General features: G+C 68.9%; 21 protein-coding genes and 1 tRNA gene. 12 read left to right on the plus strand and 10 right to left on the minus strand.

Annotation, left to right across the window (positions count from 1 at the left end):
* The first annotated feature begins 11 nt into the window (after nucleotides 1-11).
* Nucleotides 12-923 (plus strand): thiopeptide-type bacteriocin biosynthesis protein, encoded by a 912-nt coding sequence (locus PVK74_RS24335; protein ID WP_069089169.1) that lies wholly within the window; start codon nucleotides 12-14, stop codon nucleotides 921-923.
* 1,712 nt (nucleotides 924-2,635) lie between these two features.
* Here PVK74_RS24335 and PVK74_RS24340 read toward each other — a convergent pair.
* The 3 genes from PVK74_RS24340 to PVK74_RS24350 all read right to left on the minus strand — a co-directional run bounded on the left by PVK74_RS24340 (nucleotide 2,636) and on the right by PVK74_RS24350 (nucleotide 6,962).
* Nucleotides 2,636-3,517, minus strand: a complete 882-nt coding sequence (locus tag PVK74_RS24340) for a PfkB family carbohydrate kinase (protein WP_051611164.1) — start codon at nucleotides 3,515-3,517, stop codon at nucleotides 2,636-2,638.
* Nucleotides 3,514-5,019 (minus strand): helix-turn-helix transcriptional regulator, encoded by a 1,506-nt coding sequence (locus PVK74_RS24345; protein WP_046569661.1) that lies wholly within the window; start codon nucleotides 5,017-5,019, stop codon nucleotides 3,514-3,516. Before PVK74_RS24345 ends, PVK74_RS24340 begins: the two co-directional genes overlap by 4 nt.
* Nucleotides 5,020-5,648: 629 nt before the next feature.
* Nucleotides 5,649-6,962: a reverse transcriptase family protein gene (locus PVK74_RS24350; protein WP_128136113.1), complete on the minus strand. Its 1,314-nt coding sequence runs from the start codon at nucleotides 6,960-6,962 to the stop codon at nucleotides 5,649-5,651.
* Nucleotides 6,963-7,247: 285 nt separating this feature from the next.
* Between PVK74_RS24350 and PVK74_RS24355 the strand changes: the two genes are divergently transcribed.
* The 6 genes from PVK74_RS24355 to PVK74_RS24380 all read left to right on the plus strand — a co-directional run bounded on the left by PVK74_RS24355 (nucleotide 7,248) and on the right by PVK74_RS24380 (nucleotide 11,892).
* Nucleotides 7,248-7,784, plus strand: a complete 537-nt coding sequence (locus tag PVK74_RS24355; protein ID WP_091113549.1) for an RNA polymerase sigma factor — start codon at nucleotides 7,248-7,250, stop codon at nucleotides 7,782-7,784.
* A complete protein-coding gene (locus PVK74_RS24360) occupies nucleotides 7,781-8,566 on the plus strand; it encodes a zf-HC2 domain-containing protein (RefSeq protein WP_091113552.1) in 786 nt (261 codons plus the stop codon). Before PVK74_RS24355 ends, PVK74_RS24360 begins: the two co-directional genes overlap by 4 nt.
* Nucleotides 8,563-9,318 carry an ATP-binding cassette domain-containing protein gene (locus PVK74_RS24365; RefSeq protein WP_091113556.1) on the plus strand — a complete coding sequence of 252 codons (756 nt, stop codon included), beginning with the start codon at nucleotides 8,563-8,565 and terminating at the stop codon, nucleotides 9,316-9,318. The genes PVK74_RS24360 and PVK74_RS24365 overlap by 4 nt, the downstream gene beginning before the upstream one ends.
* On the plus strand, nucleotides 9,315-10,583 hold the full coding sequence (locus tag PVK74_RS24370; protein ID WP_338020350.1) for a hypothetical protein: 1,269 nt from the start codon (nucleotides 9,315-9,317) through the stop codon (nucleotides 10,581-10,583). The genes PVK74_RS24365 and PVK74_RS24370 overlap by 4 nt, the downstream gene beginning before the upstream one ends.
* Nucleotides 10,580-11,212, plus strand: coding sequence for a hypothetical protein (locus PVK74_RS24375; RefSeq protein ID WP_210884094.1), 633 nt, complete (start codon nucleotides 10,580-10,582; stop codon nucleotides 11,210-11,212). The genes PVK74_RS24370 and PVK74_RS24375 overlap by 4 nt, the downstream gene beginning before the upstream one ends.
* A gap of 155 nt (nucleotides 11,213-11,367) precedes the next feature.
* Complete coding sequence (locus tag PVK74_RS24380; protein ID WP_210884096.1) at nucleotides 11,368-11,892, plus strand: DUF5956 family protein; 525 nt, start codon at nucleotides 11,368-11,370, stop codon at nucleotides 11,890-11,892.
* A 320-nt stretch (nucleotides 11,893-12,212) separates the two neighbouring features.
* Here PVK74_RS24380 and PVK74_RS24385 read toward each other — a convergent pair whose 3' ends face one another.
* The 3 genes from PVK74_RS24385 to PVK74_RS24395 form a co-directional block, all read right to left on the minus strand.
* Nucleotides 12,213-13,274, minus strand: coding sequence for a hypothetical protein (locus PVK74_RS24385; protein WP_210884098.1), 1,062 nt, complete (start codon nucleotides 13,272-13,274; stop codon nucleotides 12,213-12,215).
* Nucleotides 13,267-13,605: a PadR family transcriptional regulator gene (locus PVK74_RS24390; protein WP_210884152.1), complete on the minus strand. Its 339-nt coding sequence runs from the start codon at nucleotides 13,603-13,605 to the stop codon at nucleotides 13,267-13,269. The genes PVK74_RS24385 and PVK74_RS24390 overlap by 8 nt, the downstream gene beginning before the upstream one ends.
* A gap of 156 nt (nucleotides 13,606-13,761) precedes the next feature.
* The gene (locus PVK74_RS24395) at nucleotides 13,762-14,322 is read right to left on the minus strand and encodes a hypothetical protein (protein WP_210884100.1); all 561 of its coding nucleotides are present in this window, start codon (nucleotides 14,320-14,322) and stop codon (nucleotides 13,762-13,764) included.
* A gap of 541 nt (nucleotides 14,323-14,863) precedes the next feature.
* On the opposite strand from PVK74_RS24395, the gene PVK74_RS24400 reads away from it, so the two are divergent.
* Both PVK74_RS24400 and PVK74_RS24405 read left to right on the plus strand, forming a co-directional pair.
* Complete coding sequence (locus PVK74_RS24400; protein ID WP_210884102.1) at nucleotides 14,864-16,054, plus strand: IS110 family RNA-guided transposase; 1,191 nt, start codon at nucleotides 14,864-14,866, stop codon at nucleotides 16,052-16,054.
* A 195-nt stretch (nucleotides 16,055-16,249) separates the two neighbouring features.
* A tRNA-Arg gene (locus tag PVK74_RS24405) sits at nucleotides 16,250-16,325 on the plus strand.
* Nucleotides 16,326-16,699: 374 nt separating this feature from the next.
* On the opposite strand, the gene PVK74_RS24410 is transcribed toward PVK74_RS24405, so the two are convergent.
* Nucleotides 16,700-17,272 (minus strand): Ltp family lipoprotein, encoded by a 573-nt coding sequence (locus PVK74_RS24410; protein ID WP_198033303.1) that lies wholly within the window; start codon nucleotides 17,270-17,272, stop codon nucleotides 16,700-16,702.
* 686 nt (nucleotides 17,273-17,958) lie between these two features.
* Here PVK74_RS24410 and PVK74_RS24415 point away from each other — a divergent pair.
* Nucleotides 17,959-18,435 carry a hypothetical protein gene (locus PVK74_RS24415; protein ID WP_043326959.1) on the plus strand — a complete coding sequence of 159 codons (477 nt, stop codon included), beginning with the start codon at nucleotides 17,959-17,961 and terminating at the stop codon, nucleotides 18,433-18,435.
* 108 nt (nucleotides 18,436-18,543) lie between these two features.
* Here PVK74_RS24415 and PVK74_RS24420 read toward each other — a convergent pair whose 3' ends face one another.
* The 3 genes from PVK74_RS24420 to PVK74_RS24430 form a co-directional block, all read right to left on the minus strand.
* Nucleotides 18,544-18,717, minus strand: coding sequence for a hypothetical protein (locus PVK74_RS24420; protein ID WP_013283846.1), 174 nt, complete (start codon nucleotides 18,715-18,717; stop codon nucleotides 18,544-18,546).
* Nucleotides 18,718-19,005: 288 nt separating this feature from the next.
* Complete coding sequence (locus PVK74_RS24425; protein WP_104115131.1) at nucleotides 19,006-20,088, minus strand: family 43 glycosylhydrolase; 1,083 nt, start codon at nucleotides 20,086-20,088, stop codon at nucleotides 19,006-19,008.
* A gap of 71 nt (nucleotides 20,089-20,159) precedes the next feature.
* Nucleotides 20,160-20,921 carry a class I SAM-dependent methyltransferase gene (locus tag PVK74_RS24430; RefSeq protein ID WP_113972098.1) on the minus strand — a complete coding sequence of 254 codons (762 nt, stop codon included), beginning with the start codon at nucleotides 20,919-20,921 and terminating at the stop codon, nucleotides 20,160-20,162.
* Nucleotides 20,922-21,136: 215 nt separating this feature from the next.
* Between PVK74_RS24430 and PVK74_RS24435 the strand changes: the two genes are divergently transcribed.
* Nucleotides 21,137-21,913: an HAD-IIB family hydrolase gene (locus tag PVK74_RS24435; RefSeq protein WP_274477308.1), complete on the plus strand. Its 777-nt coding sequence runs from the start codon at nucleotides 21,137-21,139 to the stop codon at nucleotides 21,911-21,913.
* A 123-nt stretch (nucleotides 21,914-22,036) separates the two neighbouring features.
* The gene (locus PVK74_RS24440; protein WP_274477309.1) at nucleotides 22,037-23,824 is read left to right on the plus strand and encodes an adenylyl cyclase; all 1,788 of its coding nucleotides are present in this window, start codon (nucleotides 22,037-22,039) and stop codon (nucleotides 23,822-23,824) included.
* Nucleotides 23,825-23,851 lie beyond the last annotated feature (27 nt).

Below are 23,851 nucleotides of genomic sequence, written 5' to 3' on the forward strand. Positions count from 1 at the left end.
AAAGGCCCGCCATGAAGGAGACCCCCTGGCAACAGGTGAACATCACCTACCCTGGCCAGAGCCGCCACGAACGCGAACAACACGCGATACCCCACCTCCACCGCGTCCTACCCGCCGCCGAGACCGCCGGCCTCATCACCTCCTGGTGGTTCATCCGCAAAGGACCGTGGCGCATCCGCTACCTGCCCACCACGCCCGACACCGACCCCGGCCCGGTACACGACCTGCTCACCGGAACGCGCGCCTGGACCAGCGACATCTACGAACCCGAGATCCACGCCTTCGGCGGCCCCGACGCGATGGACACCGCACACACCCTGTTCCACCACGACAGCCGCCACCTCCTCACCTACCTTCACCATCAGCCGGCAGACCGACGGGAACGCTCCCTCATCCTGTGCACGGCACTCATGCGCGCCACCGGACTCGACCTCAACGAACAAGGCGACGTATGGGCGCGAGTCGCCCGACACCGCCTGGAACACCGCACCTGGCCCCCCGCCGCCGACCCCGCCACCTGGGAAGCCTTCACCGGCAAGGTCCGTCACCTGCAACTCGGCACCACCCGCACCACCAGCGACTGGCAGACCGCCTTCGAGAACGCCGGCACAGCCCTCCGCCACCTACGCGACACAGGAAAACTCACCCGTGGGCTACGCGCCGTGATCGCAGAGCACGTGATCTTCCACTGGAACCGGATCGGGATACCCGCCACAACCCAGGCCGTCCTCGCCCAAGCAGCCGCGGAAGCCATCTTCGGCCGTGCCCCCGTGCCGCCAGGCGAGCAGTGGCCACGCCCGGTCGAACCCGTACCACCATCTGCGGTACCGCCAACAGAGGTCGATGCGCCCAGTCGCGCGGCGCTTGCAAGTTCAAGACACAGCAGACTCCTCACAGAGGGGGCTAGTGCCCAATGGTCGTGAAGCGCTGGCGGGGCCGGACACATCGTCCGGCCCCAAGTAAAGTGCTGGTGCGTGATGGTTGAACCGCTTCGGTCGATCCTGGCCTTGGCGTCCGAAGTGTGCAGTCGGGCCAGTTATCGCCGACCTTTCGTCACGATTGCCCTAACTGCTAGAAGGATCAACGGGACCAGTATCGGTGTAGGCACGGAAATGGCGTCGGGAATTTCATTCACCGAAGCGGCAACCCATGTAACCGCTGCGGCGATTGCGGCTACCAGTAGCCCGGATAGGGTTAGGGCGTGTCGAGCCGTTCGCTTCGAAGGCAGAAACTTTATCTCAATGGCGAATCGCCACCAGGTTGCGAAGAAATTCCCTTCCGTTGATCTTTCTGTTCGGTGATGCGCCCAGACGCGTGCCTTGTCCGACGGTTCGGACTCGATGGGGTCAGTGTGATCGGCCAGGTTGAGCTCTTGGTCAATCTGCTGGGACGGGCAACGCCCCTGGTTCACTGCATAACCCCAATCGTGCAAGCGAACAAGCTTCACTTCCTTCCTGCGTGTTGGATCGGGTGCGGTCGCTGTGCATAAAGACTGACCGACATGGGTCGTAGGACGAGACTCCTAGGCCCATTGTCATGGTCTCAACGTGCATCGCAAGACCCGTCGCACATGGTGTGCGATGTTCCAGCTTGGAGGGACGGTTGACTAGCAGCCCTGAACCCGTGAGTCTGTTGACGGGCGCCCATTGGTAACGCGAAGTGTCTTAAATTTTCCTGGGAACTGTCAGCAGCGATAAAGAGTACCGGGCATGGGAGAAGGGGATATATATGCCAGCGAAGGGGTCTGTTGAAGCGGGCAATGGCGGCGTTCCGAAACGGCGTGAGTCCGATGGCGGCATCACCCCTCCGGCAGTTGCGTCTGGAGGTGCGAGTGGGAGCAGCGGGCCGCTAACCCGTGTAACCGTCAATTTTACTCAAAGGTCAATGTTGGCGCTCGATAGTGCCGTCCGGAAGTCGGGAGATACCAGAACGGACACCATCAACCGCGCAATTCAAGTATATGATCTAGTGCAAGATGTCCTAAAGCGCGGCGATGGCCGAAGCCTGCTGATCAAGTATCCGAATGGCGAATGCGAGCGCCTGCTAATGATGTGACTAGCCGCTCGGCTCTTAACGCATTCGGGCAGATGTTGGACTTGAATGGCACCAATTCTTCCCAAGGGTAGAGCAGGAGCAGTCACCGCCGGGTATAGAAAGTAGGCAGGGCTGACCATCTCGCGGCGGCGGCCATTGGCGACACGGCTGCTGGGGAAAGTCCATTCCGTCTGTCCGTTGTAGTCGTGGCCGCGCGCAGCGCTGCATTATCCTGCCTTGGAGGCCCTCTTGCCGGCGAGACCCCTTGCGGCATCGTTGTAAACCCCTGTGCTCGTAATCGACGGAGCGTCGCTCGTCGACTTTGCCGGCTTCGTCTACGAGTTCTCGCAGCTGCTCTGTCACGCAACCCGAGCGGAAGCCTCGATGCCTTCAGCGACATCCTCTTCGAGCAGGACCCTGGGAGGCTGGCCGTTCTGCTGACCGCAGTCGGTGTGCCAGGCATGCCGCTGCCAGAGGCCTTGTCGGATACGCACTCGAGTTCGAACCGATCGTCCCTCGCGATCTTGTGGAGACTCGGATCAGTGCGGGCGTCTGGCAACCATGAAGGCCAGCGATGTCACCGTCGTCCCGACCTAGTCGCCTAGCGTCTGTCGACCTGCACGAAGGTTGTTGCGGCGGCGACGCCTTTGGCGACTGCGTGGGGTAGCGGCACGTTGTGAGCGAGTCGTGCGGCGAGGGTGCCGAGGAAGGCGTCACCGGCCCCGCTGGTGTTGATGGCCTTGACGTGTGATGCGGGGACGAGTGCGGTGTGGTCGGCATCGCTGTAGGCGGCGCCGCGAGCGCCAGCGGTCACCACCACCGCTCGTGGGCCCAGCTTGCGGAGTTCCTGCGCTGCGATCGACGGATTGGCATGGTGGCGGCCCAGTATCGCTGCCGCTTCGGCCTCGTTCGAAACGAACAGGTCGAGTGGGGCCAGGGCGGTCAGACCGAGCGAGGGATGTGGCACGAGGTTGCCGATGAGCGTCTCTGCGTGGTGATGCCGGAAGACGGCGTCAACGGCATCGGGCTGGAGATCGAGCTGGGTTACCACGATCGGAGCTCGTAGCTGCTGAAGTGCGTTGCGCACATGCTCGCTGGCGAGCTCAGTCTCTGTGGAGTGTGCGAGGACGATGTAGTTCTCGCCGTCGGGGGTGATCTCGATGATCGCGGTACCGGTCGGAGCCGATGGCACGACTTGAAGGAAGGACATGTCGATGGCCGCGTTGGTGAGGGCTCGGCTCAGGGAGGCGCCCCATTCGTCGTCGCCGACGTTGGTGATCAGGCTGGCGCGGACGCCCGCTTGTCGTGCGGCCAAAGCCTGGTTGAGGCTCTTGCCGCCCGGTGTGGTCGTCGCGGGTGACGAGGCGAACGTCGTCCGGCCAGCGACGGGCCGTTGGGGGATCCGCACGGTGATGTCGATGTTGGCGCGGCCGACGAAGGCGACATGCGGCGTACGGACCTGATCGGGTAGTTGGTGACTCATCCGCTGGTGGCCAGCTGGTCGAGGAGCTGTCGCACTTCCGGCTGGCTGGAGAAGGGTTCGAGTCGCCGGGCCAGGGTGGTGACGTTTCGGCGGACCCGAACCGAGCCCGTCGTGGTAGCCGTGGTCAACGCTTCAGCCGCGACGGTGGCGGCCTGGCCTGGTTCCGAAGCCGCCAGGTAGGCGTGCGCCGTGCGGGAGAGGTACACGCCCCGTTCGCGTCGGTAGCGGTCGGGCCACGTGTTGACGGCGTTGGTGAAGCTGTCGATGGCCCGACGCGGTTGGTTGAGGCGGAGCCATCCCTCGCCCTCCTGCGCCGCAAGGTACGGCCGGGTGCAGAACGAACCGAGGGCACTGCTTCCCCCGCTCGGCGGCCTGGCGGTCGCCACGAGTGTGTGGGCACGCTCGACCGCGGCCTGGAAAGCGGAGGCGTCCTGCGCGATGGCGCTGCCGTGCGCCTGCTGGATGGCGGCGAAGGCGTGCAGGAGCGGGGGCGTGTCGGGCAGGCGGGAAGCGGCACGGGCCAGCCCGACGACACAGTCCTCGTCCCCGGTTCCCACCATCCGCTGTGCCTTACGGGTCAGGACGTACGCCCAGAACTCCTGATCGTCGGCTTCCTGCGCCATGCTTCCCGCGCGGTCCAGCCAGCGGTCGCCCGCGGCCCGGTCGCCGAGATCGTCGCTGAGCCAACCCGCGAACTCGCTCCACCGTGCCTCGGTGCTGAGAAGCCGGTTACGAAGCTGTCCACGTGTCTGCCGACGCAGGGCGGCGATCAGCGCGATCTGCTGTTCGACGGTCGACAGGATGGTGAGGCCACCCAGCAGGTCGTCCGCTTGTACGAGGAGCGCGCGAAGCTCCGCGAAGTGATCGACAACGGCAGGGTCGACGGACCGTGGGTGAGAAACGCCTGTGGTGGTGACAACCGGCACGGCGGTGAGGCCAGCGGCCAGTTCCAGCAGAGCCCTCCGGCTTACCCGCAATGACATCGCCTGCCCATCGGACATGACCGCAAGCGTAACCGCGTCACCATCGTGAAAGTCCGTCTCACCTGCCACCGCGGCACCGGCGACCCGCGCGAGTGGTGCCGTCAGGCCGTTCGGACCACCGGCCGTCAGATCCGTGGCGGCGAGGTCGCGCAACGACTCCCGTGCCGGATCCGTCACCGGGACACCGTGAGTGCCAGCCGGTAGTGAGCGGTCCTCGACTTCGCCCCACCGCATGCGTTGTGCCGCTTCGACTTTCTCCTGATCAAGCTGCTGCTTCAGGCGCCGATAGTCGTCGTAGTCGGCCAGCAACTCTCCACCAGCGGCTAGGGCCGCTTCACAGCGCTGCCAGAAGATCCGGTCCGGGCATTGCTGCCCGCGCTCGACGCCCGCGATCGTGGTCCGGGAAACCGGCACCCGCCTCGCCAATGCCAACTGGGTCAGCCCACGCACGTTGCGCCAGGCGGCAAGCCTTGCACCCAGTGCCCGCTTCGCATCGTCTACCCGCTGCGGATCGATCATGACGCCCGTCCCTTCACAACCCCGTACGGACACGACGGCTGCATTGACGCAAAGCGACGTTACCGTAACCGATCTCCGCCAGAACCGGCCAGCGCCTCAACAACCCCGGCGCCGACGTCCTTGTCCGCGCCGAGCAACGTCTATCGGCGGGCGACCCGAGACCCGACTCCGGACCTTCGATGATGTGCGCGGTGTGTGCTCGAGAGCGGATGCCACCGTGGGGCAACCGGTGCCACCGGATGCCACGGCGGGTCAACGGGCCGGGTCGCTGCCGGGGTCCGTGTGCTCGGGGTGTGGTCATCGGTCGGCCCTGACCAGGGCGACGACGTGGGTGAACGTGGGCCACTCCCTGCCACCCCGGGTGAACCGGCAGGCCGCTAGACTGGGCACTCGCGCCCTCGTAGCTCAGGGGATAGAGCATCGGTTTCCTAAGACGACGCTCTATCTGTACCCGGAGGCTGACTACCTGCCGGTTCCTATTCTTCTTGCATATTAATGGGTCGCACGCGGTCCTTGCTGTGCTCGCTTGCTGAAGATCAGCAGAATAGGCGTAAGTCCTGCTCAGGTCCTGCCTCGGTCGGTTCGACGCGTCCTTGCCAAATCTCGCGAAGTTGCCGCGCCGCGTCAGTCTACGGTGCCGCGAGTGCCTGGGCCAGTAGCGCGGTGAGTTTGGCTGCGCGTGCCGGGTGGTGATGACCGACCCAGGCAACTCGCCCGATGAGGTATTGGGCGAAGTCGGGGTGGCCGGTCCTGTTCTGCGCGGCGAGGCCGGTGCGGGCGGCGTTGTGGAGGATGGCGCGGAGCCGGTCGTAGTCGTCGCGTGGTGTGGCGGGGTGGTGGTTGACGACGAGTCCGGCGAGGAGTTGCCGGTCGGCTCGGCCACGGACACGGGTCTTACCTGTGTGGACTTCGAAGCCCTCGTCGCGGGCGATGTGGGTGACGGCGGCGATCAGGTCGTGGATGCGGCGGGTGGTGAGGTCGCCGGAGAAGGCGAGGTCGTCGGCGTAGCGGGTGTAGGTGATCTCGAAGGCGTCGGCGAGGCCGGTGAGGCGTCGGTCGAGTCGGTAGGCACACAGGTTCGCCAGCGCGGGTGAGGTGGGCGCGCCTTGGGGCAGGTGACCGGTGCGCAGCGCGGCGAGCCGCGCCGCCCGCTCCGGTAGGTCGGTGGGTGCGCGGCGCAGGACGGGGTTCGGGGTGCGGGTGGTGCAGAGTCCGGTGAGGGTGTGGGCGACGGGTTCGGGGTAGCCGGCGGTGCGGAACAGTCCGTAGGCGCGGGTGGCGGGGATGTGGGTGAAGAAGGCGAGCAGGTCGATCCGGACGACGACCGGCTGTGCGGTGTGGGCGGCGGCGAAGGTGTGGGCGGAGCGGCCGGGTACGAAGCCGTGGGCGGCGGGGTGGACCGGGATGGGGCCGAGGACCTCGGTGAGGAGCCGGCGTTGCAGGGCGCGCAGCCGGGACTTCGGTGCCTCGATGAGCCGGCCACCCGCGGTCCAGCGGTAGTGGTAGTGGTGCAGCCGGTGGGCGGTGGCGCGTCGGTTCATGGCGCGTCGGTCGGCGTACCAGTCGAGGTACTCAATGCTCAGGTCGAGCGTCGCGGCCAGGTCGCCGACCGTGTCGATGACCGGATTGTGCCAGGGACGGCGGACGGTGCGGGTCGGCGTCACTGGGCGCGTGTGGAGGACGATCGGCCGCTGGTGCTGGCGGGCGGCGGCGACTGCCGCGCGCAGCGGGTCGAGGGTGCTCAGGAACGTGGCGAGCTCGCGTGGCCGGTCGGTGGGTGGGCGTGGGTAGGCGGCCAGCACCGCGTCGGCGACCGGCCACAGCCAGCGGCGTCGCACGCCGAGGACGAGCCCACCCTGGTCGACGAGATCGGCACGGCGCCAGCCCTTGCCGGCGAGGAACGCGTCGGCGAGCGCGGTGGCCAGGGCGTGATTGGTGGTCACGATCGGGCCGATGGTGGCAGCGTGTCCCGACGATGCCCGGTCGTGCGGGTGCACAGGCTCGCGGAGCGTGCCGACGCACCTGTGGTGTGCTGCCGAGGTGAGTGTCGCGTCCCCGGGGTTGCCCCGGAGAGACCGTGACCGGACCCCGCGTGGGGGAGCGGCCTGGTCAGCTCGGGACACGCTGCCATGGGAGCAGCGTAGAGAACGCAGACCGTCATGGGTGTCCGCGATGGGTGTGGCGCGGTGGAGAGAACCGTTTCGCCGGGTGATGCGTCCTAACCTTGCGTGATGGACGTGGACGACGAGGAGCTGTTGCGTCTCGTCGGGAAGGGTGACCGTGGGGCGTTCGACGTGCTGTATGCGCGTAACGCGCCGTGGTTGGTGCTGCGTCTGCGCCGCCGGTGCCGGGATCCGGAGTTGGTCCGGGAGGTGGTGCAGGAGACGTTCCTGACGGTGTGGCGGGCCGCGGCCGGCTACCGCGGGGACGGTGCGGCGGTGGGCTGGCTGTGGTCGGTGGCCGCCGGTCGGTTGATCGACGCGCGGCGTCGCGCGTTGGCCCGTCCGCAGAGTGTGGGGGTGCCGGGCGACGACGTGTTGGCGTGGTCTCCGTCGGCGGAGGACGAGGTCTTGGCGGGCGCGTACGACGCCGAGTTGGAGCGTGCGCTGCATCGGCTGGCTCCGGAGTTGCGGGCGGTGTTGCAGGCGACGGTGCTGGACGGTCTGACGGTGCGGGAGGCCGCGGTGTTGCTGGGTGTGCCGGAGGGCACGGTGAAGACCCGGGCGATGCGGGCGCGCCGCGAGTTGAGGGCGGCCCTGTCATGACCGGGTTTCACGTTGACGCCGGGGTGCTGGCGGCGTACGTCGAGGGACGTCTCGCTGACGTGGACGCGTGGTCGGTGGAGGCGCACCTCGACCGCTGTGCGGCCTGCCGGACGAGCATCGCCTCGGACGCGTCGACGGCTTCTGTGGTGGAGGCGGTCGCGGTGTCGCTGGGCGGCCGGTTGCCGCGGCAGGGGCGGGTGCGACGGGCGACCGGGTGGCGGCGGATCAGGGTGTTGGTGGGTGCGGGGCCCGCAGCGCGGGCGGCGTGGTTGCTGTCGGTGGCGGTCACCGGGGTGCTCACCGCGGGGTTGGCGGTCAGCCCGACGGTGGTTCCGCCGTGGTTGCTCCTGCTGATCGCGCCGGCACTGCCCGCTGTCGGTACGGCCCTGTCGTACGGGCCGCGAACGGATCCGCTGCATGAGCTGATCGCGGGGACACCGCAGGGCGGCCTGCGGATCGTGCTGTGGCGCACGCTGGCGGTCCTCGCGGTCGCCGCGCCCGTCGCGGTCCTGGCCGGCGCGGTGACGGGTATCGGTACGCCGGGGTGGTGGCTGCTTCCCTGTGTCGCGTTGACCGCACTGACGTTGGCGCTCGGCTCGTTGGTCGAGCCCGCGTACGCCGCGCTGGTGGTGGCGGGGGCGTGGGCGGTGGTGGTGCTGGCGCCGCCGGTCGGCGGTCTGGCGGTCCTGGTGTCGGCCGGCCCGGGCTGGCTGGGCGTCACCGCGGCGGCCGCGGCGGTGGTGTACGTGCGTCGGGAACGCGTGGGAAGGCAACCGGCATGACGACGGTGAGCGTCGACGGCCTGCGGGTCAGCTACGGCAAGCGGATCGTCCTCGACGACCTGGACCTCGATCTCGGTGTGGGGGTGCACGGGTTGCTCGGCCCGAACGGCGCCGGGAAGACCACCCTGATGCGGGTCCTGGCCACGGTCCTGCGCCCCGATCGAGGCGAGGTGCGGCTGCTGGGCCACCACCTCGGCGACCCATCGGCGTTGCGGCAGGCGCGCCGCCAGTTGGGTTACCTGCCGCAGGCATTCGGGTTCTACCCGCGCTTCACCGTGCGGGAGTTCGTTGAGTACTTCGCCTGGCTCAAGGAGATGCCGCCGGCGCGGATTCCACTGGCGGTGGACCGGGTGATCGAGCGGGTCGGTCTGCTGGAGCGCGCCGACGACCGGATGAAGCACCTCTCCGGCGGGATGCTGCGCCGCGCTGGCATCGCCCAGGCCATCGTGAACGACCCTCGGCTGCTGCTGTTGGACGAGCCGACCGCCGGTCTGGACCCGGAGCAGCGGGTGCAGTTCCGGGCGCTGCTGCGGGAGCTGGGCCTGGATGCCGTGGTCCTGGTCAGCACGCACCTGGTCGAGGACGTCGTGGCGGCGTGCACCCGGGTCAACCTGGTCGACAGGGGACGGCTGGTCTTCACCGGCCTCCCCGACGAGCTGATCGCCGCCGGTGGGGACGGCGACAGCGGCGACTCCCCGATTGAGCGCGGTTACACGGCGGTGCTGCGTGGCGCGCGGACGGCACCGCGGTGAGGCGCGCGCTGAGGGTGGAGCTACGCCGGGGTACTGCACCACTTGCTGCGGTGGCGATGTTCGGTGCCGGAGTGTGGATGCTGGCCGTGCACCCGGACGACTGGGCCGGCCGGTGGGCGGGCCTTGCCAACTACCTGCGGGTGTCGCTGCTGATCCTGTGCGCTCTCATGATCGCTGCCGGGGCGTGGCAGTCCGGCAGGGAACGGCGGCGCGACATCGACGAGCTGATCGCCTCCACCCCCCGCCCGGGCTGGCAACCACTGGTGATGGCCTGGTTCGCCGTCACCGTGGCCGGTGTCGCCGGGCTGCTGGTCGCGTTCGCCGGGGCGGCGGTGCTGGTCGCCCGGGTCGCGACCTACGCCGGCGGAGGCTGGTGGTGGACGTTGACCGTCGGTGTCCTCGCCCTGGCCGCCGCCGCCGCGATTGGCGTCCTCGTCGGGCGGCTCGTACCGCTTCGGGTGGCGGCCCCGATCGCCGGCCTCGCCACCTACCTGGGCCTGGCCATCATCACCTACTGGGACGGCACGCCCGGCGCGTGGCTCTCGCCCGTCTACGGCGGCTGGGCGGTGTACTCGCGCGTCCCCGGCCGGATCACCGCGTTGCAGGCAGCCTGGCTGGTGGCCCTGACGGTCCTGCTGCTCGCCGCCGCCGCACGGCAGCAGCGAGCAGCCCTGCTGGCCGGCGGACTCGCCGTCGCCGTGCCGATCACCACCGGCCCGGGCACCCACCGCCTCCCGGCCGACCCGGCCGCGGTCGAGCTAGTGTGCACGAGCAGCGGCCCGCAGATGTGCCTCTCCCGGATCAACGCGTTCCTGATCGACGACGTCGCCACAGTCGTGCAGCCGATCCTGGGACGTCTCGACGGGATACCCGGAGCACCCCGGCGGGCAGCCGACCAGGCCGCGCAGCCGGCCGGTCAGTCCATCGAACGGGACGACGGCACGGTCTGGCTCAACCTCGACTACCAGTCCACCGCCCTGGGCGGCCTGGCCAGCCGCAAGAACCTGCGGGCGGACTTCCGGCAGGTGACCCGGACCAGATGCGAGGACCCCTCCGGGACACGCAACATCGACATGCGGGTGTACCGGACCGACACCCTGGCCACCGACTGGATGCTCGACGAGGCAGCCACCCCGGACGACGTGCCCCTCACCGTGCTCCGCGCACTGCCGGAGCCGGCGCAGCGTTCCTGGTTCGCCGCCTACCTCGACGCCGCCCACCGATGCGACATCCCGGCGCTGATTCGCCTCGGCGAGCAGCCGTGACCAGCCGCCTGCTCACGCTTCATCTGCGCTCCCGCGGCGCGACCACGTTCGTGGTCGATGTCGGCGTCATCGCGCTGCTCGCCTGGGCCGCCGGAACATGGCTCGCCAGCCGGCCCTACTTCGACGGGCCCGCCGCCCGCGTCCCCGTGGTCGCACTCGCACCGCTGCTGGCCGCACTCCTGCTCGGCCCCACCCTCGCCGGCGCCGACGAGGACCTCGAACGCAGCACACCCCTGCCGTGGCGGGCCTGGCGAGCCGGTCACCTACTCGTCGCCGCCTTCGTCACCGCCACGGTGCTCAGCCTTGCCGGACTGCGGGCACCCGACACGTACGGTGCACATGCACTGGTGCGCAATGCTCTCGGTTGTATCGGACTGGTCGCCGGCGGGGCGGTGCTGCTCGGCGCGCGGCTGGCGTGGCTGCCCGCCTTCGTCTACGTGTGCGCCGTCTACGCCGCCGCTCCGCGTCAGACCGGCACCGCCGTTGCTGCGTGGGCCTGGCCGATTCAACCCTCAACCTCCACAACGTCCTGGCTCGCCGCTGCCACGATCTTCGTCATCGGTGTCGCCGCATACCTGCACCGAGGGTCCCGTGCCTCGGCTGGCCGCCGCCACCGTCCGAGACGCTGATCGGGGGCCCCGCCTTGCGTCAGCACGGAGTCTGAGCCGCCAGGACATGACCACCGAGGTTCTCGCCGCCGTACGAAGGCAGCCCGTCGCCGTTACGGAACTGGCCTCATCGGACGTCGGCCGTGGTGGCGCAGGCACGGCCGTACGCTGCGAAAATGGACACCGGATACGCCTGGGGCATCGACCAACCGCCTGATCCCGCTGTGGCCAGGGCCGCCGACACGGACGCGGATGGCTTGACACCGGAGCAGCTGCCGGAGGTACGCGAACTGACCGCGCGGGGCTGGCAGTTGGCCCCCGATGCTCCGATGCTGGTCTTCCTTCCCGCGGTGTGGCCCCCGCAGCTGCGCACCTGGGTGCCGGACCGGGCAAGCCGCTACGAGACCTGGACTGAGCTGGACCCGAAGACGTACGAGGTGCTGCGGGAGCGGACCGTGCGGTCAAGCTGGGAGTCCCGCAACGAGGTCGAGAACGACAACGATGCCCTGCTGGCCGACGCGGGCATCACCGGCCGGCCTCGGGGCCGGCTGTGGCTGCTGAAGCCGCCGCCCGGGTTCGCCTCGATCGACGACTTCCTCGCCGAACTCAGCCGGCGCGCTGATACCGCCGGCATCGACGGGGCGTGCAGCCCGGAATACGTACGGCTCACCCGGAACGTGCTGCGAGAAGTGACCGCCTGAGGAACCGTGGGCACGACGGTACCTGCGATTCTGACGGCTGACCGGCACTACCACCCCGTCCTGATTAGACGCAGGACGCTGGGCATGACCAAGACTGTCTTCTGCCCCGCAGACCGGCCGATCCTTGCCGCAGGCAAATACCACCATCGGCGGGAGGCGCGTCGAGGGCATCGGCGACGGCGCCACCGCCAAGCACGCCGACGCGCTACGCGCGAAGTTCGAACGACTCGTGGCCCCACCAGATCGTGGTCGAACCCGAATCAGGCAATCGGGCGGTTGGACAGCGGGAAGTTTGGCTCAGCTTTCGGTGACCTCAGCGGTCACGTTGCTGTGCTCGCGGGTCGAAGCTGGTTGATTCGGGCTGCCGCAGCAATCACGCTGAGGATGCCGGTCAGCGCGAGCGCGATGACGGTGGCCGCCAGTGGGTTAGCGATCTGGTTGGCCAGCGGGTACATGTGATCGGCCGCGAACAGCACGTTGGCGCTGCCCGGATCGGGGAGCGTGCTCAGCACGTTGTCCAGGGTGTTCACCGTGCAGGCCAGGAGGGCCGGTAGGCCGAGCAGCAGGATCAGCCGCCGTGCCGGCCGTGAGGTGCGGGCGATCCGGTGAGCCATCCAGGTCATCGCCTGCCACACCACGATCAGTCCGATGAGAAACCCGGTGACCGCGCCGGCGAGCACGCCGCGAGGCTCGACCGGGTAGGCGCCGACCGTGACACCAGTCTGGTTGTCGTATCCGGACACGCGCAACAGCACCCCGTCTCGAGAGGCCCAGAAGACTCCGCGCGCGCTGTTCACGTCGTCCTGGCTGCTGGCTCCGACCTGGTTGAGGGCGCCGGTGCGCCAGCCCGCGCTCGTCAGTTGCTGGTGAACGTCGGCCAGGACGGCCGATGTGTCGGTGACCTGCTCGTAGATCCGGCTCCGGCCCATCGGCGCCGGCCGCCCGCCGCCCCAGCCCTCCATCGCGAAATCCTGGAACTCGCCGTACGTGCGGTAGGCGTAGGCCATGTCGAGGAGGTTGCCGCCCGGGAGCTCGTAAGCGGACGAGGCCGGGCGGCCGACCAACTCGTCGCTGAAGGCGGCAAGGTCGGGTTCCTCGGGGTTGGCGAGCGCCCAGACGGCGAGGGCGCCGGCCCCGCTGAGCACCACGGCCGCCCAGATCGCGACGAGGCCGGTCGCGAGCCGGCCGATCCAGGTGGGCGGCACGAACCGGTACCGCAGACCGTTCACCAACAGGTGGGCCGCCTCGCCGCGCGATGGCCGGACCTGCCCCGGTTCGGCCGCGTCGAGCAGAGTGGTGAGGATTTCCGGTCCGCGTTCGCGCCGGTAGAAGCCGGGGTACGCCCAGAGCAGACGACGGTAGGCGCGCTCCAGGTCACGCATGCCGAACACCCCCGGTGAAGCCGAACGCCTCGCGCAGCCGGGACGTGGCCACCTGGGCGTTCGACTCAAGCCGTGCCACCGCGGCTTCGAGCGCCGCCCGGCCGTCGTCGGACAGCACGTAGTAGCGACGCAGCCGCCCACCCACGGCCTCTTCCCGGTCGACGGCGATCAGGCCCTCCGCACTGAGCCGGTCCAGCGCCGCGTACAGCGTCCCGGCCTTCAGCTTCACCCGCCCGTCCGACAGCTGATCGACGGCCTGGATGATCCCGTAGCCGTGCAGCGGGGTGGCGCGCACCAGCGCGGTCAGGATGAAAAACGTCGGTTCCTGCATCGCCATGACCGGAACTATAGACCATCTTTATATACAGCTCACCTGAATGTAGACGACTGCCGGCGTGTCGGCCCCTCGCGGCGACACGTGCGGCTTCGGCAGATGGCTGGGGCGATAAGGCAGAGAGGGTGGCGCAATCGGGTTGGGCGTTGGGTCTCACTCGCGGGTCAGCCCCGGTGGCAGCGCGTCTTCGTCGAGTCGGACCTGACGGGCGTTGGCCAGGGGGTCACGTTCGAGGGTGCGGATCAGTTGTTCCGGGCCGCCGAGGCAGGTCCAGGTGTCGTCCCAGAGGGCAGAGACCAGCCATGACCGGTCGGCCGGGAAGAACAGGTCGGGTAGCGCGCCGTGCGGATGGCGGATGTGCCCACCGGTGCGCCAGGTGAGGGCTTGCTCGGGGCCGGCCTCGACCAGCACGTACGGCCAGTTCCAGTAGAGGAACACCCTCCGAGCGTGCGGGAAGACGACGTCGTGGGCGCCGGTGTCGAGGTATGCCAACCACCACGGCTGGTCGGGGGTGTGCGCGCCGAGGTCCTCGACCAGGGCGTGCTCGTAGGCGGCGGCGGTGACTTCGTCGGTCTGGTACGTGGCGGCATAGGCGTCGAAGACCGGCGGGATGGCGGTGGTGATCGAGACGCCGGCAGTCGTGTTACCAGCGATCCAACCCACGTCGGCGGCGGTCCCGATGCGCCAGTCCCGCCCGTCCTTGCTGATCTGCACACCGCTATTCAAGCCGCTGCAACGACGGCTGGCGTGGGAATCAGCCTGGTCGCGGGATCGGCGGCCGGTGGACCGGCGACCATGGGCAGCCATGCTGTACGCCTGCCCAGCGCTCGATGGAGCGCTGATGCTCGCAGGTCTCGCACATCGTGTCCGAGGCGCAGGCTGGCGACGGCGGGAGGCTGGGGTCGCCGTGCCCGCAGGGGCCGGGAGTGGGTATGGCTGTGTGTGTTCCGCCGTGATCGTGGCTGAACTTCGAGGTGCCGCCCGCTCTCGCCTTGCGGACGGGCTGGTTGAACGGGCGCGGCCCTGGTGGCCGTAGACCCTGATGCCCGGAGGCGGTGGGTATGGCTGCGTGTGTTTCGCCCAGATCGCTTGGCTCACGGTAGGAGATGCCACCCGCCGCTTCGTCGTCTGCGAGATTCGGTAGACCGCTGATGGAGACCCGCGACCTGCGTTCGCATCGTTAGAAGATGCCGGCAAACCCGAATCCCAGACGAGGCACATTCGAGCAAACCGACCGACGAAGGAGAGCACGACGGTGGCGAAGCTGTGGATCGGCGTGGACATCGGCAAGACCCACCACCATGTAGCCGCCGTCGACGGCGACGGCCAGCTCGTCTACTCCCGCCGGGTCGCCAACGACGAAACCGCCCTCCTGGCGGTCATGGCGGAGGTGTCGACGCACGGCCGGCCGGTGTGCTGGGCGGTCGACGTCACCACCGGCCTGTCCGCCCTGCTGTTGACCCTGCTGTGGCGGCGGCAGGTCCAGGTCCGCTACGTCTCCGGCACCGTCGCGTTCCACATGGCCGCGGCGTTCGCCGGAGAGAACAAGACCGACGCCCGCGACGCGGTCGTCATCGCCCAGACCATCCGTATGCGCCCCGACATTCCGATCCTGGAACCCTCCGACCGGCTCCTCGCCGAACTCACCGTCCTGACCAGCTACCGCGCCGACCTCGTCGGGCAGCGTGTCGCCACCCTGTTCCGGTTGCAGGAGCTGCTCACCGGGATCAGCCCTGCCCTGGAGCGGGCGGTGGACCTGAACCGCAAAGCCCCGATGATGGTCCTCGCCTGCTGGCAGACACCGGCCGCGATCCGCCATGCCGGCGTCGACCGGATCACCGCCCTGCTCCGGCGCGGGCACGTCAAGAACGCAGTCCAAGTCGCCGAGGCGATGGTCGCCGCCGCCCGGCAGCAAACCGTCACCCTGCCCGGCCAGCGTGCCGCCGCCGTGGTCGTCGGGCAGATGGCCACCGAGATCCTCGCCATCGACCAACGCATCGCCGCCGTCGACGACCTCATCGCCGAACAGCTCGACCAGCACCCCCTCGCGCCGATCATCGGGAGCCTGCCCGGCATGGGCCCACTACTGACCGCCGAACTACTCGTCCACACCGCCGGCATGACCGAATACGACAGCCCCACCAAACTCGCCGCCCACGCCGGCCTGGCACCCGTCTCCCGCGACTCCGGAACGGTCTCCGGCAACCATCGGCAGCCCCGCCGCTACCACCGCAGGTTGCGGCACATTCTCTGGATGGCCGCATTCACCGCTGCTCGAGAATGCCCCACATCGCGCTCCTACTACGAAAAGAAACGCGCCGAAGGCAAGAACCACCGTCAAGCCATACTCGCCCTCGCGCGACGACGTGTCGACGTTCTCTGGGCACTCATCCGCGACCGCAAAACCTTCATCCGACCGGCACTAGCGATCCGCGCGGCTGCCTGAACCAGACTGCTCCCCGTCGGCGAGACCGTGATCCCGCCGGCTACTCCACCGTGCCCGCCAAGATCAACCGGAGTCACATTGAGACTCCGGGTGTGGTCCTGGGCTGGGCGAACGGGGTTCTGGGGAACGTGGGTGAACGCGGGCCACTCCCTGCCACCCCAGGTGAACCCCCAGGTCGCTAGACTAGGCCCTCGCGCCCTCGTAGCTCAGGGGATAGAGCATCGGTTTCCTAAACCGTGTGTCGCAGGTTCGAATCCTGCCGGGGGCACCAGGTCAGGTGTTTGATCAACGATCACTGTGCCGCCTTCCGGAGCTTGCGTGCCCGATCGCCTCGCCGAGATCTGCTGCAGCAACGCGGTTGTGTGAGCGGGACTGACAGCAGCGGCCACCCTCGCTCGTCGCTGACCCGTTCGAAGAACTGCAACAGGTCGTCCTTGCTGACCCCGAATTCCGCACAGACGCCAACGGCCGCCACTAGATGAACCTGGCCTTGAACTGGCCGGAGGCGCGAGGCAGGCGCCGGATGCGGGGCGCTCCTACGACCGACTGACATGGTCTGCGGTCGACCGTAGGTGACACGGCGAGCCATGCCAGAGCCTGCCACCCGCCATGGACAAAGCCGCAACAGGCACCCGCATGCCCTTCTCACATCACCTGATCGACACCGTAGACGGCCTGTGCGTGCGTGTACCCCTCGAATTCCAACTGCTTGATCAGGCCCGAACGAGAGAACGGCTGGGTGTCGAGGTAGTCCTTCGCCATCTTGGCAGCCTGTTTCTTGTAGTCAACCTTCAGAGAATCCACGGCCTGGGTTGCGATCTTCCTCGGGTAGCCCTCGAACTCCAACTGCTTGATCAGGCCGGAGCGGGAGAACGCTTGATATTGCAGGTAGTCGGAGGCGGCCCTGATGGCGTTCTCCTGCTCTACGGACACCTTCGGCTCGGTCGGCGCCTTGGTGGTGGCCTTCGGCTTCGGCTTCGGTGTTGTTGTCGTAGGAGCTGCGGTGGTGGGTGTTGGGGTAGTGGGTGCTGCGGTGGTGATCTCCACCGACGGTGCTGCTGTAGGGCTTTCTGCCGGGACGGACGCGGCAGCGGTCGCCTCCGCGGCGGCGCTCCTTGCGGGGGGTGAGTCGCCACCGCCGACTGCCGCAGCGATGGTCACTCCGCCGCAGCAGAGCACCAAGACACCGCCGACGGCCGCTGCGATGATGAGCCGCACGGGGCGCTTCTTCGGAGGCTGCTGCAAATGCGTAGCTGGGTAACCGGGGGGCGGCGGAGCGCTGTAGCTCACTGATGGGACCCTTCGGGAGACTGTGCGTAACCGCGTATACGGCGAGTCTGCTCAGCCGGGCCATCTATAACCATCCCCGCTTCAGCCGATGATCTCCTCAGCCGTTGCTGGTGGAATGTCGTCCGACCGCTGACGCGTTCTGCTGCATGAGTTGGCCGGCGCGGGACGTGCGGTTGCGATTGCCGTACGTCACTTCGTTCCCGACGGGACGGCAGCGTCCACCCGTGTAGAGGACGCGCGAAGGGGCTCCGTCTCGGAATCGTTGCCGGTCAGTGCGGAAGCGGGTGAAAACCCTGCCGGCGGTGCCTGCATTCACTCATTTCCCGACCGTTCGTCGCGGTTCTGATCATGGCCGGGGCGGCGGGGCACGCTCTGTTCGGCCGTCCCGGCTCACGTGCTCACCCGGGGTTCCAGCGGCGAGTAGGCGACTCTCCCGGGCCACAAACGAGCAAGGTGACAGTGCCCGTCGCGAGGTGCCAGGTGAGGTGGGCGGCCAGATAGCCGATGCGCACACGGTCAAGTCCGAGCCCGGCGACAAGAGTTGCGCATGCTGACCATCCGGCGAGGTGATCGGGGCCGGTACGACGACGCCTGGAGCGGTAGGTTGCACGTCGATGTTTCTCGTCTTCTTCGCACTTGTGCTGCTCGCTCTGGCCTGGCCGGTGTTCGCGGCCGCTGCCCTCGTGTTCGTGGTGGTCGCACTGTTGGCGCTCCGTCGCGACCCGCACCTCCGGGGCAGGGCATGGGCGCTGAGGCGGGCGGGATGGTTCCTGGCCGCCGGTGCGGCGTTCACCGGGGCCGCCGCTTACGGTCGCGGGTTGGCGGCGACGACCTTCGGGATCCTGGATCCCGATGACGCTTGCATGCTGCGGCGGCCGGAAGGCTACAGCCACCGCATCGGCGCGTCGGCTGACGGGTCGTCGAGCATGTGGCCGCTGCGCGACACCACGTGCGGCCCCGACCTGGTGCCCGGTTACGTCAATCCCCTGGTGGCCGGGTCGGCAGGGCTGTTCGTGGTGCTCCTGGCGGTCCTGATCCTGGCGGAGGTCAGGTCCCGGCGGCTGCCGGACGGCGACGCAGCCCGCCGGTGACAGTGGCCGCGACGCGGCGCGCCGGCGACATTGGACGACGAACCGGCGACGAGGCGGTGACGCGGACGGCCCCGCGTCCGGCCGGAGCCGGAGCGCGGGGCCGGCGGGTCAGCGGACCAGCGCTGCCACCAGCGTCCCGATGCAGGCGACGACGGCGGCGATGATCGGACTGAGCGTCTTGATGTACGCCAGGATGAGCCGGTGCCGGTCGGTCGGCTCGGCAACGGTTTCGTCCTCGTCCTCTGGTGTCTCGAAGTCTGACCCGTGAGGGATTACAGTCAACGTGACTCCTTCCGTTGCAGCGGTGGAGTCGAATGCGGCGTCCGGTGGCAGCCGGGCGCCGCCCTCTGTGTGAGGCGACGCAGTGCCGTTCGACGGTTCGAGCATCCTCTCGCCGGACAGCTAGCACAAGAGCGGGCAATTCACTGTCGGGTACCTGACAAGCAGATGCATCGCATCGAGAAAATTTCGGTGCCACCTCTTGCCAAATGCAATTTTCCGTGAACGAGTTCTACCGAACGTGACCATCCCGAAGCTTACGGTGAGCAGTCGTGTCGGCAAGCGCGCCGACTACGAGACGAGGAAGCCGGTGGAGGGGCGGGTCAGGACGCCGGTCATCGGGAAGCGGGTGGAGCCGTTCCACCAGTGCCACACGACGCGCGCGGTGCCATCGGCGGCGTCGAAGACGTCCATCCCGCCGGGGCCCTGGTGGTTGCCGGGCAGGCCGCGGATCGGGTTGAGTCCGGCGCTGCCGGTGTAGCCGAAGAAGGGCCGGGACACGCCTTCGCGGATGGGGGTGCAGCGGGAGCCGGGCAGGGGAGTCGCGCCGCAGCGGGCGATGCCGGTGGAGTAGCGCGCGCTGTCCCAGTTGTTGCCCGAGTACATCAGGTACCAGTCGCCGTCGGCGGCCTTCCACATCGCCGGGTTCTCCACCACGTGCGTACCGCCGCTGATCTTGGCGGTGTCCCAGGTGATGTCGGTGCTCTTGAGCATGTCCCGGCGGGTGTCCCAGATCGCGCGGCCCTCACTATCGGTGCGGACCGTGGAGATGCCGGTCTCGGCGCCGGAGGCGATGGCGTCGTCCCGGTAGGTCACGTACAGGTTCCCGCCGGCCACGAAGGGGTTCGCGTCGAGTGCCCACCGCCCGGCGTCCGGGCAGGCCCACTCGCCCTGGTTCTGGAAGGGGCCGCGGGCGCTGTCGGAGACGGCCCGTCCGATGCACTTCTGGCCGGAGCCCTTGCGGGAGGCGGTGTAGAACATGAAGAACCGGTTGCCGAAGCGGGCGACGCCGGGTGCCCAGACCGCGCCGCCGGGCTCGGCCCAGGCGCCCGGGCCGGAGGGCAGCGCGTCGTGCGAGGCGCAGTCGGCCATGCCGACGCTGCTGCCGGAGCCGTGGACGAGGACGGGTACGTACAGTCTGCCGGTCGCGCCGCAGCGCGCGCCGGTGCCGGCGCCGACTGTGGTGCCGTAGGTGACGTAGGAGCCGTCCTTCGCCAGCAGGGTGTCCGGGTCGGCCAGCGGGAAGGTGGACGAACTCGCCAGCGTGGACAGGCCGCTGCCGGGCGCGGCCGTGGCGGGTGTTGCCGCTGTGGTGGTCACCAGGGCGGTCGTCACGAGCGCGACGAGCGCCTCGCGCAGTCGTAAAATTCTCACCGCTCAGCCTCCATCGATGAAGGTAATTGTCGACGCGAGGCTATCGACGGTGAGTGATCGAAGTCAATGAATCAATGCGACGCGAGGTGCGTGGGTCGGGCCGGGAGCCGGTAGATCGACACGTGGGAGCGCGATTCGGCGGTGAACTCCGTGCCGGACCAGTCCGCGTACCGATGCTCCAGGGTGAAGCCGGCCAACTCGCCCATCAGGTCCAGCTCGGACGGCCAGACGTAGCGGTGCGGGCTGCGGAAGACGCGCGCCTCGCGGCCGTCGCCGAACTCGAAGTGGTGCGAGACGAGGTGTTGCCGCAGCACGTCGTAGGTGTCCACGCCGACGTATCCGGGCTCGCTCGCGAAGACCGCCGCCCGCTGCCCGGGCGGCAGTACGCGCAGCTCCGGCACCTCCAGCTCGATCACGAACCGGCCGCCGGGCTTGAGGTGGCGGGCGGCGTTGCGGAAGCACGCCACCTGTTCGGCCTGTTCGAGCAGGTTGGAGATGGTGTTGTAGACGAGGTAGACCAGGCTGTACTCCCCGGGTGAGGTGGCGGTGGCCATGTCGCCGATCACCACCGGGATCGTCGCCGCATCGGCCTTCGTCCGCAGTCGCTCCACCATCGGTGCGGAGAGTTCGATGCCGCTGACCCGCACGCCGCGTCCGGCCAGGGGGACTGCCACCCGGCCCGTGCCGATGGCGAACTCCAGCACCGGCCCGTCGCCGGCGAGCGCGGCGAGCCGGTCCACGGCCGGGTCGAGCACCTCCGGCGCGAACATCCCCGTGCCCGGTGTGTCGTACCGCTCGGCGGTCTCGCCGTTCCAGATCTCGTCCTGGCGCATCCGCTCACCATGGCGATCGGCGCCGGACGCTGTCGACCGCATTTCACCGTCGAGCCCGGTTCCGGAAGGCCCGAACCCGCTGCGGAGCCGCTGTTACGCTCCGTCATGAGGGCCGCGTGGTCTGGTGAGCCCTCCGGTCCGGGCCCTCCAGGTCGGCGCCAGGGTGCGTCGGTACCCTGCTAGTTCTGGCCTGTCCGCGACGACATGAGGTATTCGTGAACGATCTTCGAGTGGTGGCGTTCGACCTGGACGACACCCTGGCGATTTCCAAGTCCCAGATCGATCGTCGGATGGCGGAGCTGCTCGGCCACCTGCTCACCGAGGTGGACGTACTCATCATCTCCGGTGGTCGGTTCGAGCAGTTCCAGTCGCAGGTGCTGGCCCACCTCGACCTCACCGAGCAGCAGCGCGAGCGGCTGCACCTGATGCCCACCTGCGGTACCCGGTACTACCGCTGGTCCGACGGGGACTGGCGGCAGGTCTACGCCGAGGATCTGAGCGAGGCCGACAAGGCACGTGTCGTTGCCGCGCTGACCGAGTCGGCGCAGGCGCTGGGTCTGTGGGAAACAAAGACCTGGGGCGACATCATCGAGGACCGGGGCAGCCAGATCACGTTCTCCGCGCTGGGTCAGTCCGCGCCGCCGGCCGAGAAGTACGGCTGGGACCCGGACGGCGACAAGAAGCGGCGGCTGCGGGACGCGGTCGCGGCGAAGCTGCCCGACCTGGAGGTCCGTGGCGGCGGCTCGACCTCGATCGACGTCACCCGCAAGGGTGTGGACAAGGCGTACGGCATGCGGAAGCTGCTGGAGCACCTGGACCTGACCATCGACAACGTGCTCTTCGTGGGGGACCGGCTGGACGTGGGCGGCAACGACTACCCGGTCAAGGCCATGGACATCCGCTGCCACGCGGTCACCCGGTGGGAGGACACCGCCGACTACGTGGAGCGGCTCGTCGACGACCTGGTGAAGCAGCGCGCCGGGCGCGCCTGACCGACGTACGACGCAGAGCCCCGCCGGTTCCGGAACCGGCGGGGCTCTGGCGGTATCGACGGTGATGAGGTAGGAACAGCCGAGAGAGCGCTCTCCCGTCCCATCCACCGAACAGGCAGGCAGATGCGATCACCCGACCCCTCCCGCCGCCGTTTCCTCACGCTCACCGCCTCCGCGGCCTCGCTCACCGCCCTCGGCCTCCCGGCCGGCGCCGCCGCCGCGTCCCCGGCCGCGCGCCCGGCACGCGAGCCCGACTTCGGCCCCAACGTCTTCGTGTACGACCCCGGCACGCCGGTGGAGGAGATCCAGTCCACGCTGGACCGGCTCTTCACCGCCCAGGAACGCAACGAGATGGGCTTCGACAGGTACGCCGTGCTGTTCAAGCCCGGCCGCTACGAGGTGGACGCCCGGCTCGGCTACTACACGACTGTCGCTGGTCTCGGCGCCCACCCGGACGACGTGGAGATCCACGGCGCGGTCCGGGTGGTCGGGCAGCCGGACCCGAACTCGCCCGCCGGCATCTCCGCGCTCACCAACTTCTGGCGCTCGGCGGAGAACCTCGCGGTCACCCCGACCGACTGGTCGAACCAATGGGCCGTCTCCCAGGCGTCGCCGATGCGCCGGGTGCACGTCAAGGGTGTGCTGTGGCTGGAACCCGGCAACGGCGGCTACTCCAGCGGCGGCTACATCGCCGACTCCAAGGTGGACGGCATCACCATCAACGGCTCCCAGCAGCAGTGGCTCACCCGCGACAGCGAACTCGGCGGCGAGTGGACCAACGGCGTGTGGAACCAGGTCTTCTCCGGCGTGATCGGCGCGCCCGCCCAGGGCTTCCCCGACCCGCCGTACACGACGCTGCCGACCAGCCCGGTGACCCGGGAGAAGCCGTACCTGTTCGTCGACGCCCGGGGCGCCTGGCGAGTCGCCGTACCGCGTCTGCGCCGGAACACCGCCGGCACCACCTGGGCCACCGGCGGCGCGCCGGTGCCGTCGCTGCCGCTGTCCGCGTTCTTCCTGGCCCGGCCCACCGACTCGGCGAAGCGGATCAACGCGGAACTGGCCCGGGGCCGGCACCTGCTGCTCACCCCCGGCGTCTACCACCTGGACCGGGCCCTGCGGGTACGCCGTCCGGACACCGTCGTGCTCGGCCTCGGCATGCCGAGCCTGGTGCCGGACCGCGGGGACGCGGCGCTGCGGATCGAGGACGTGGACGGGGTCCGCATCGCCGGGGTGCTGGTGGACGCCGGGCCGGTCGAGTCGCCGGTGCTGGTCGAGGTCGGTACGCGGCACTGCCACCGGTCGCACGCCACGAACCCGATCTCGCTGCAGGACGTCTTCTTCCGCATCGGCGGCCCGTACGCCGGGCGGGCGGTGACCAGCCTGGTGGTGCACAGCCGGCACACGCTGATCGACAACATCTGGGCCTGGCGCGGCGACCACGGCCGGGCCGGGACGATCGGCTGGACCGTGAACACCGCCGCCACCGGCGTGATCGTCAACGGCGACGACGTGACCGCGTACGGGCTCTTCGTCGAGCACTACCAGCGCTGGCAGACCATCTGGAACGGCGAGCGCGGCCGGACCGTGTTCTACCAGAGCGAGCTGCCCTACGACCCGCCGAGCCAGGCGGCCTGGCGCAGCCCGACCGGCAACGGCTGGGCCTCGTACAAGGTGGCCGACCACGTCCGCACGCACGAGGCGTGGGGACTGGGCGTCTACTCGTACTTCAACCAGGGCGTGGACATCCGCTGTGACAGGGGGATCGAGGCGCCGCGCCGGGCCGGGGTGCGGTTCCACGACGCGATCACCGTGTTCCTCGACGGCAGCGGCGGGATCGAGCGCACGATAAACGACGTCGGCACCCCGGTCGTCGGCTCGTACGGCACCAGCACCGTGGTCAGCTACCCGTGACGTCAGCGGCGGCCCGGCCGGTGATCC

Origin of the sequence: Micromonospora chalcea, from assembly GCF_028768405.1 — a bacterium.
Lineage (GTDB): Bacteria > Actinomycetota > Actinomycetes > Mycobacteriales > Micromonosporaceae > Micromonospora > Micromonospora chalcea.

Excerpts from the sequence above, each read along its gene's own strand:
- PVK74_RS24380 (WP_210884096.1), top strand. The coding sequence starts at position 11,368 with ATGGACACCGGATACGCCTGGGGCATCGACCAACCGCCTGATCCCGCT.
- PVK74_RS24390 (WP_210884152.1), bottom strand. The coding sequence starts at position 13,605 with ATGCAGGAACCGACGTTTTTCATCCTGACCGCGCTGGTGCGCGCCACC.
- PVK74_RS24440 (WP_274477309.1), top strand. The coding sequence starts at position 22,037 with ATGCGATCACCCGACCCCTCCCGCCGCCGTTTCCTCACGCTCACCGCC.
- PVK74_RS24430 (WP_113972098.1), bottom strand. The coding sequence starts at position 20,921 with ATGCGCCAGGACGAGATCTGGAACGGCGAGACCGCCGAGCGGTACGAC.
- PVK74_RS24340 (WP_051611164.1), bottom strand. The coding sequence starts at position 3,517 with ATGAGTCACCAACTACCCGATCAGGTCCGTACGCCGCATGTCGCCTTC.
- PVK74_RS24415 (WP_043326959.1), top strand. The coding sequence starts at position 17,959 with ATGTTTCTCGTCTTCTTCGCACTTGTGCTGCTCGCTCTGGCCTGGCCG.
- PVK74_RS24345 (WP_046569661.1), bottom strand. The coding sequence starts at position 5,019 with ATGATCGATCCGCAGCGGGTAGACGATGCGAAGCGGGCACTGGGTGCA.
- PVK74_RS24365 (WP_091113556.1), top strand. The coding sequence starts at position 8,563 with ATGACGACGGTGAGCGTCGACGGCCTGCGGGTCAGCTACGGCAAGCGG.
- PVK74_RS24385 (WP_210884098.1), bottom strand. The coding sequence starts at position 13,274 with ATGCGTGACCTGGAGCGCGCCTACCGTCGTCTGCTCTGGGCGTACCCC.
- PVK74_RS24335 (WP_069089169.1), top strand. The coding sequence starts at position 12 with ATGAAGGAGACCCCCTGGCAACAGGTGAACATCACCTACCCTGGCCAG.
- PVK74_RS24360 (WP_091113552.1), top strand. The coding sequence starts at position 7,781 with ATGACCGGGTTTCACGTTGACGCCGGGGTGCTGGCGGCGTACGTCGAG.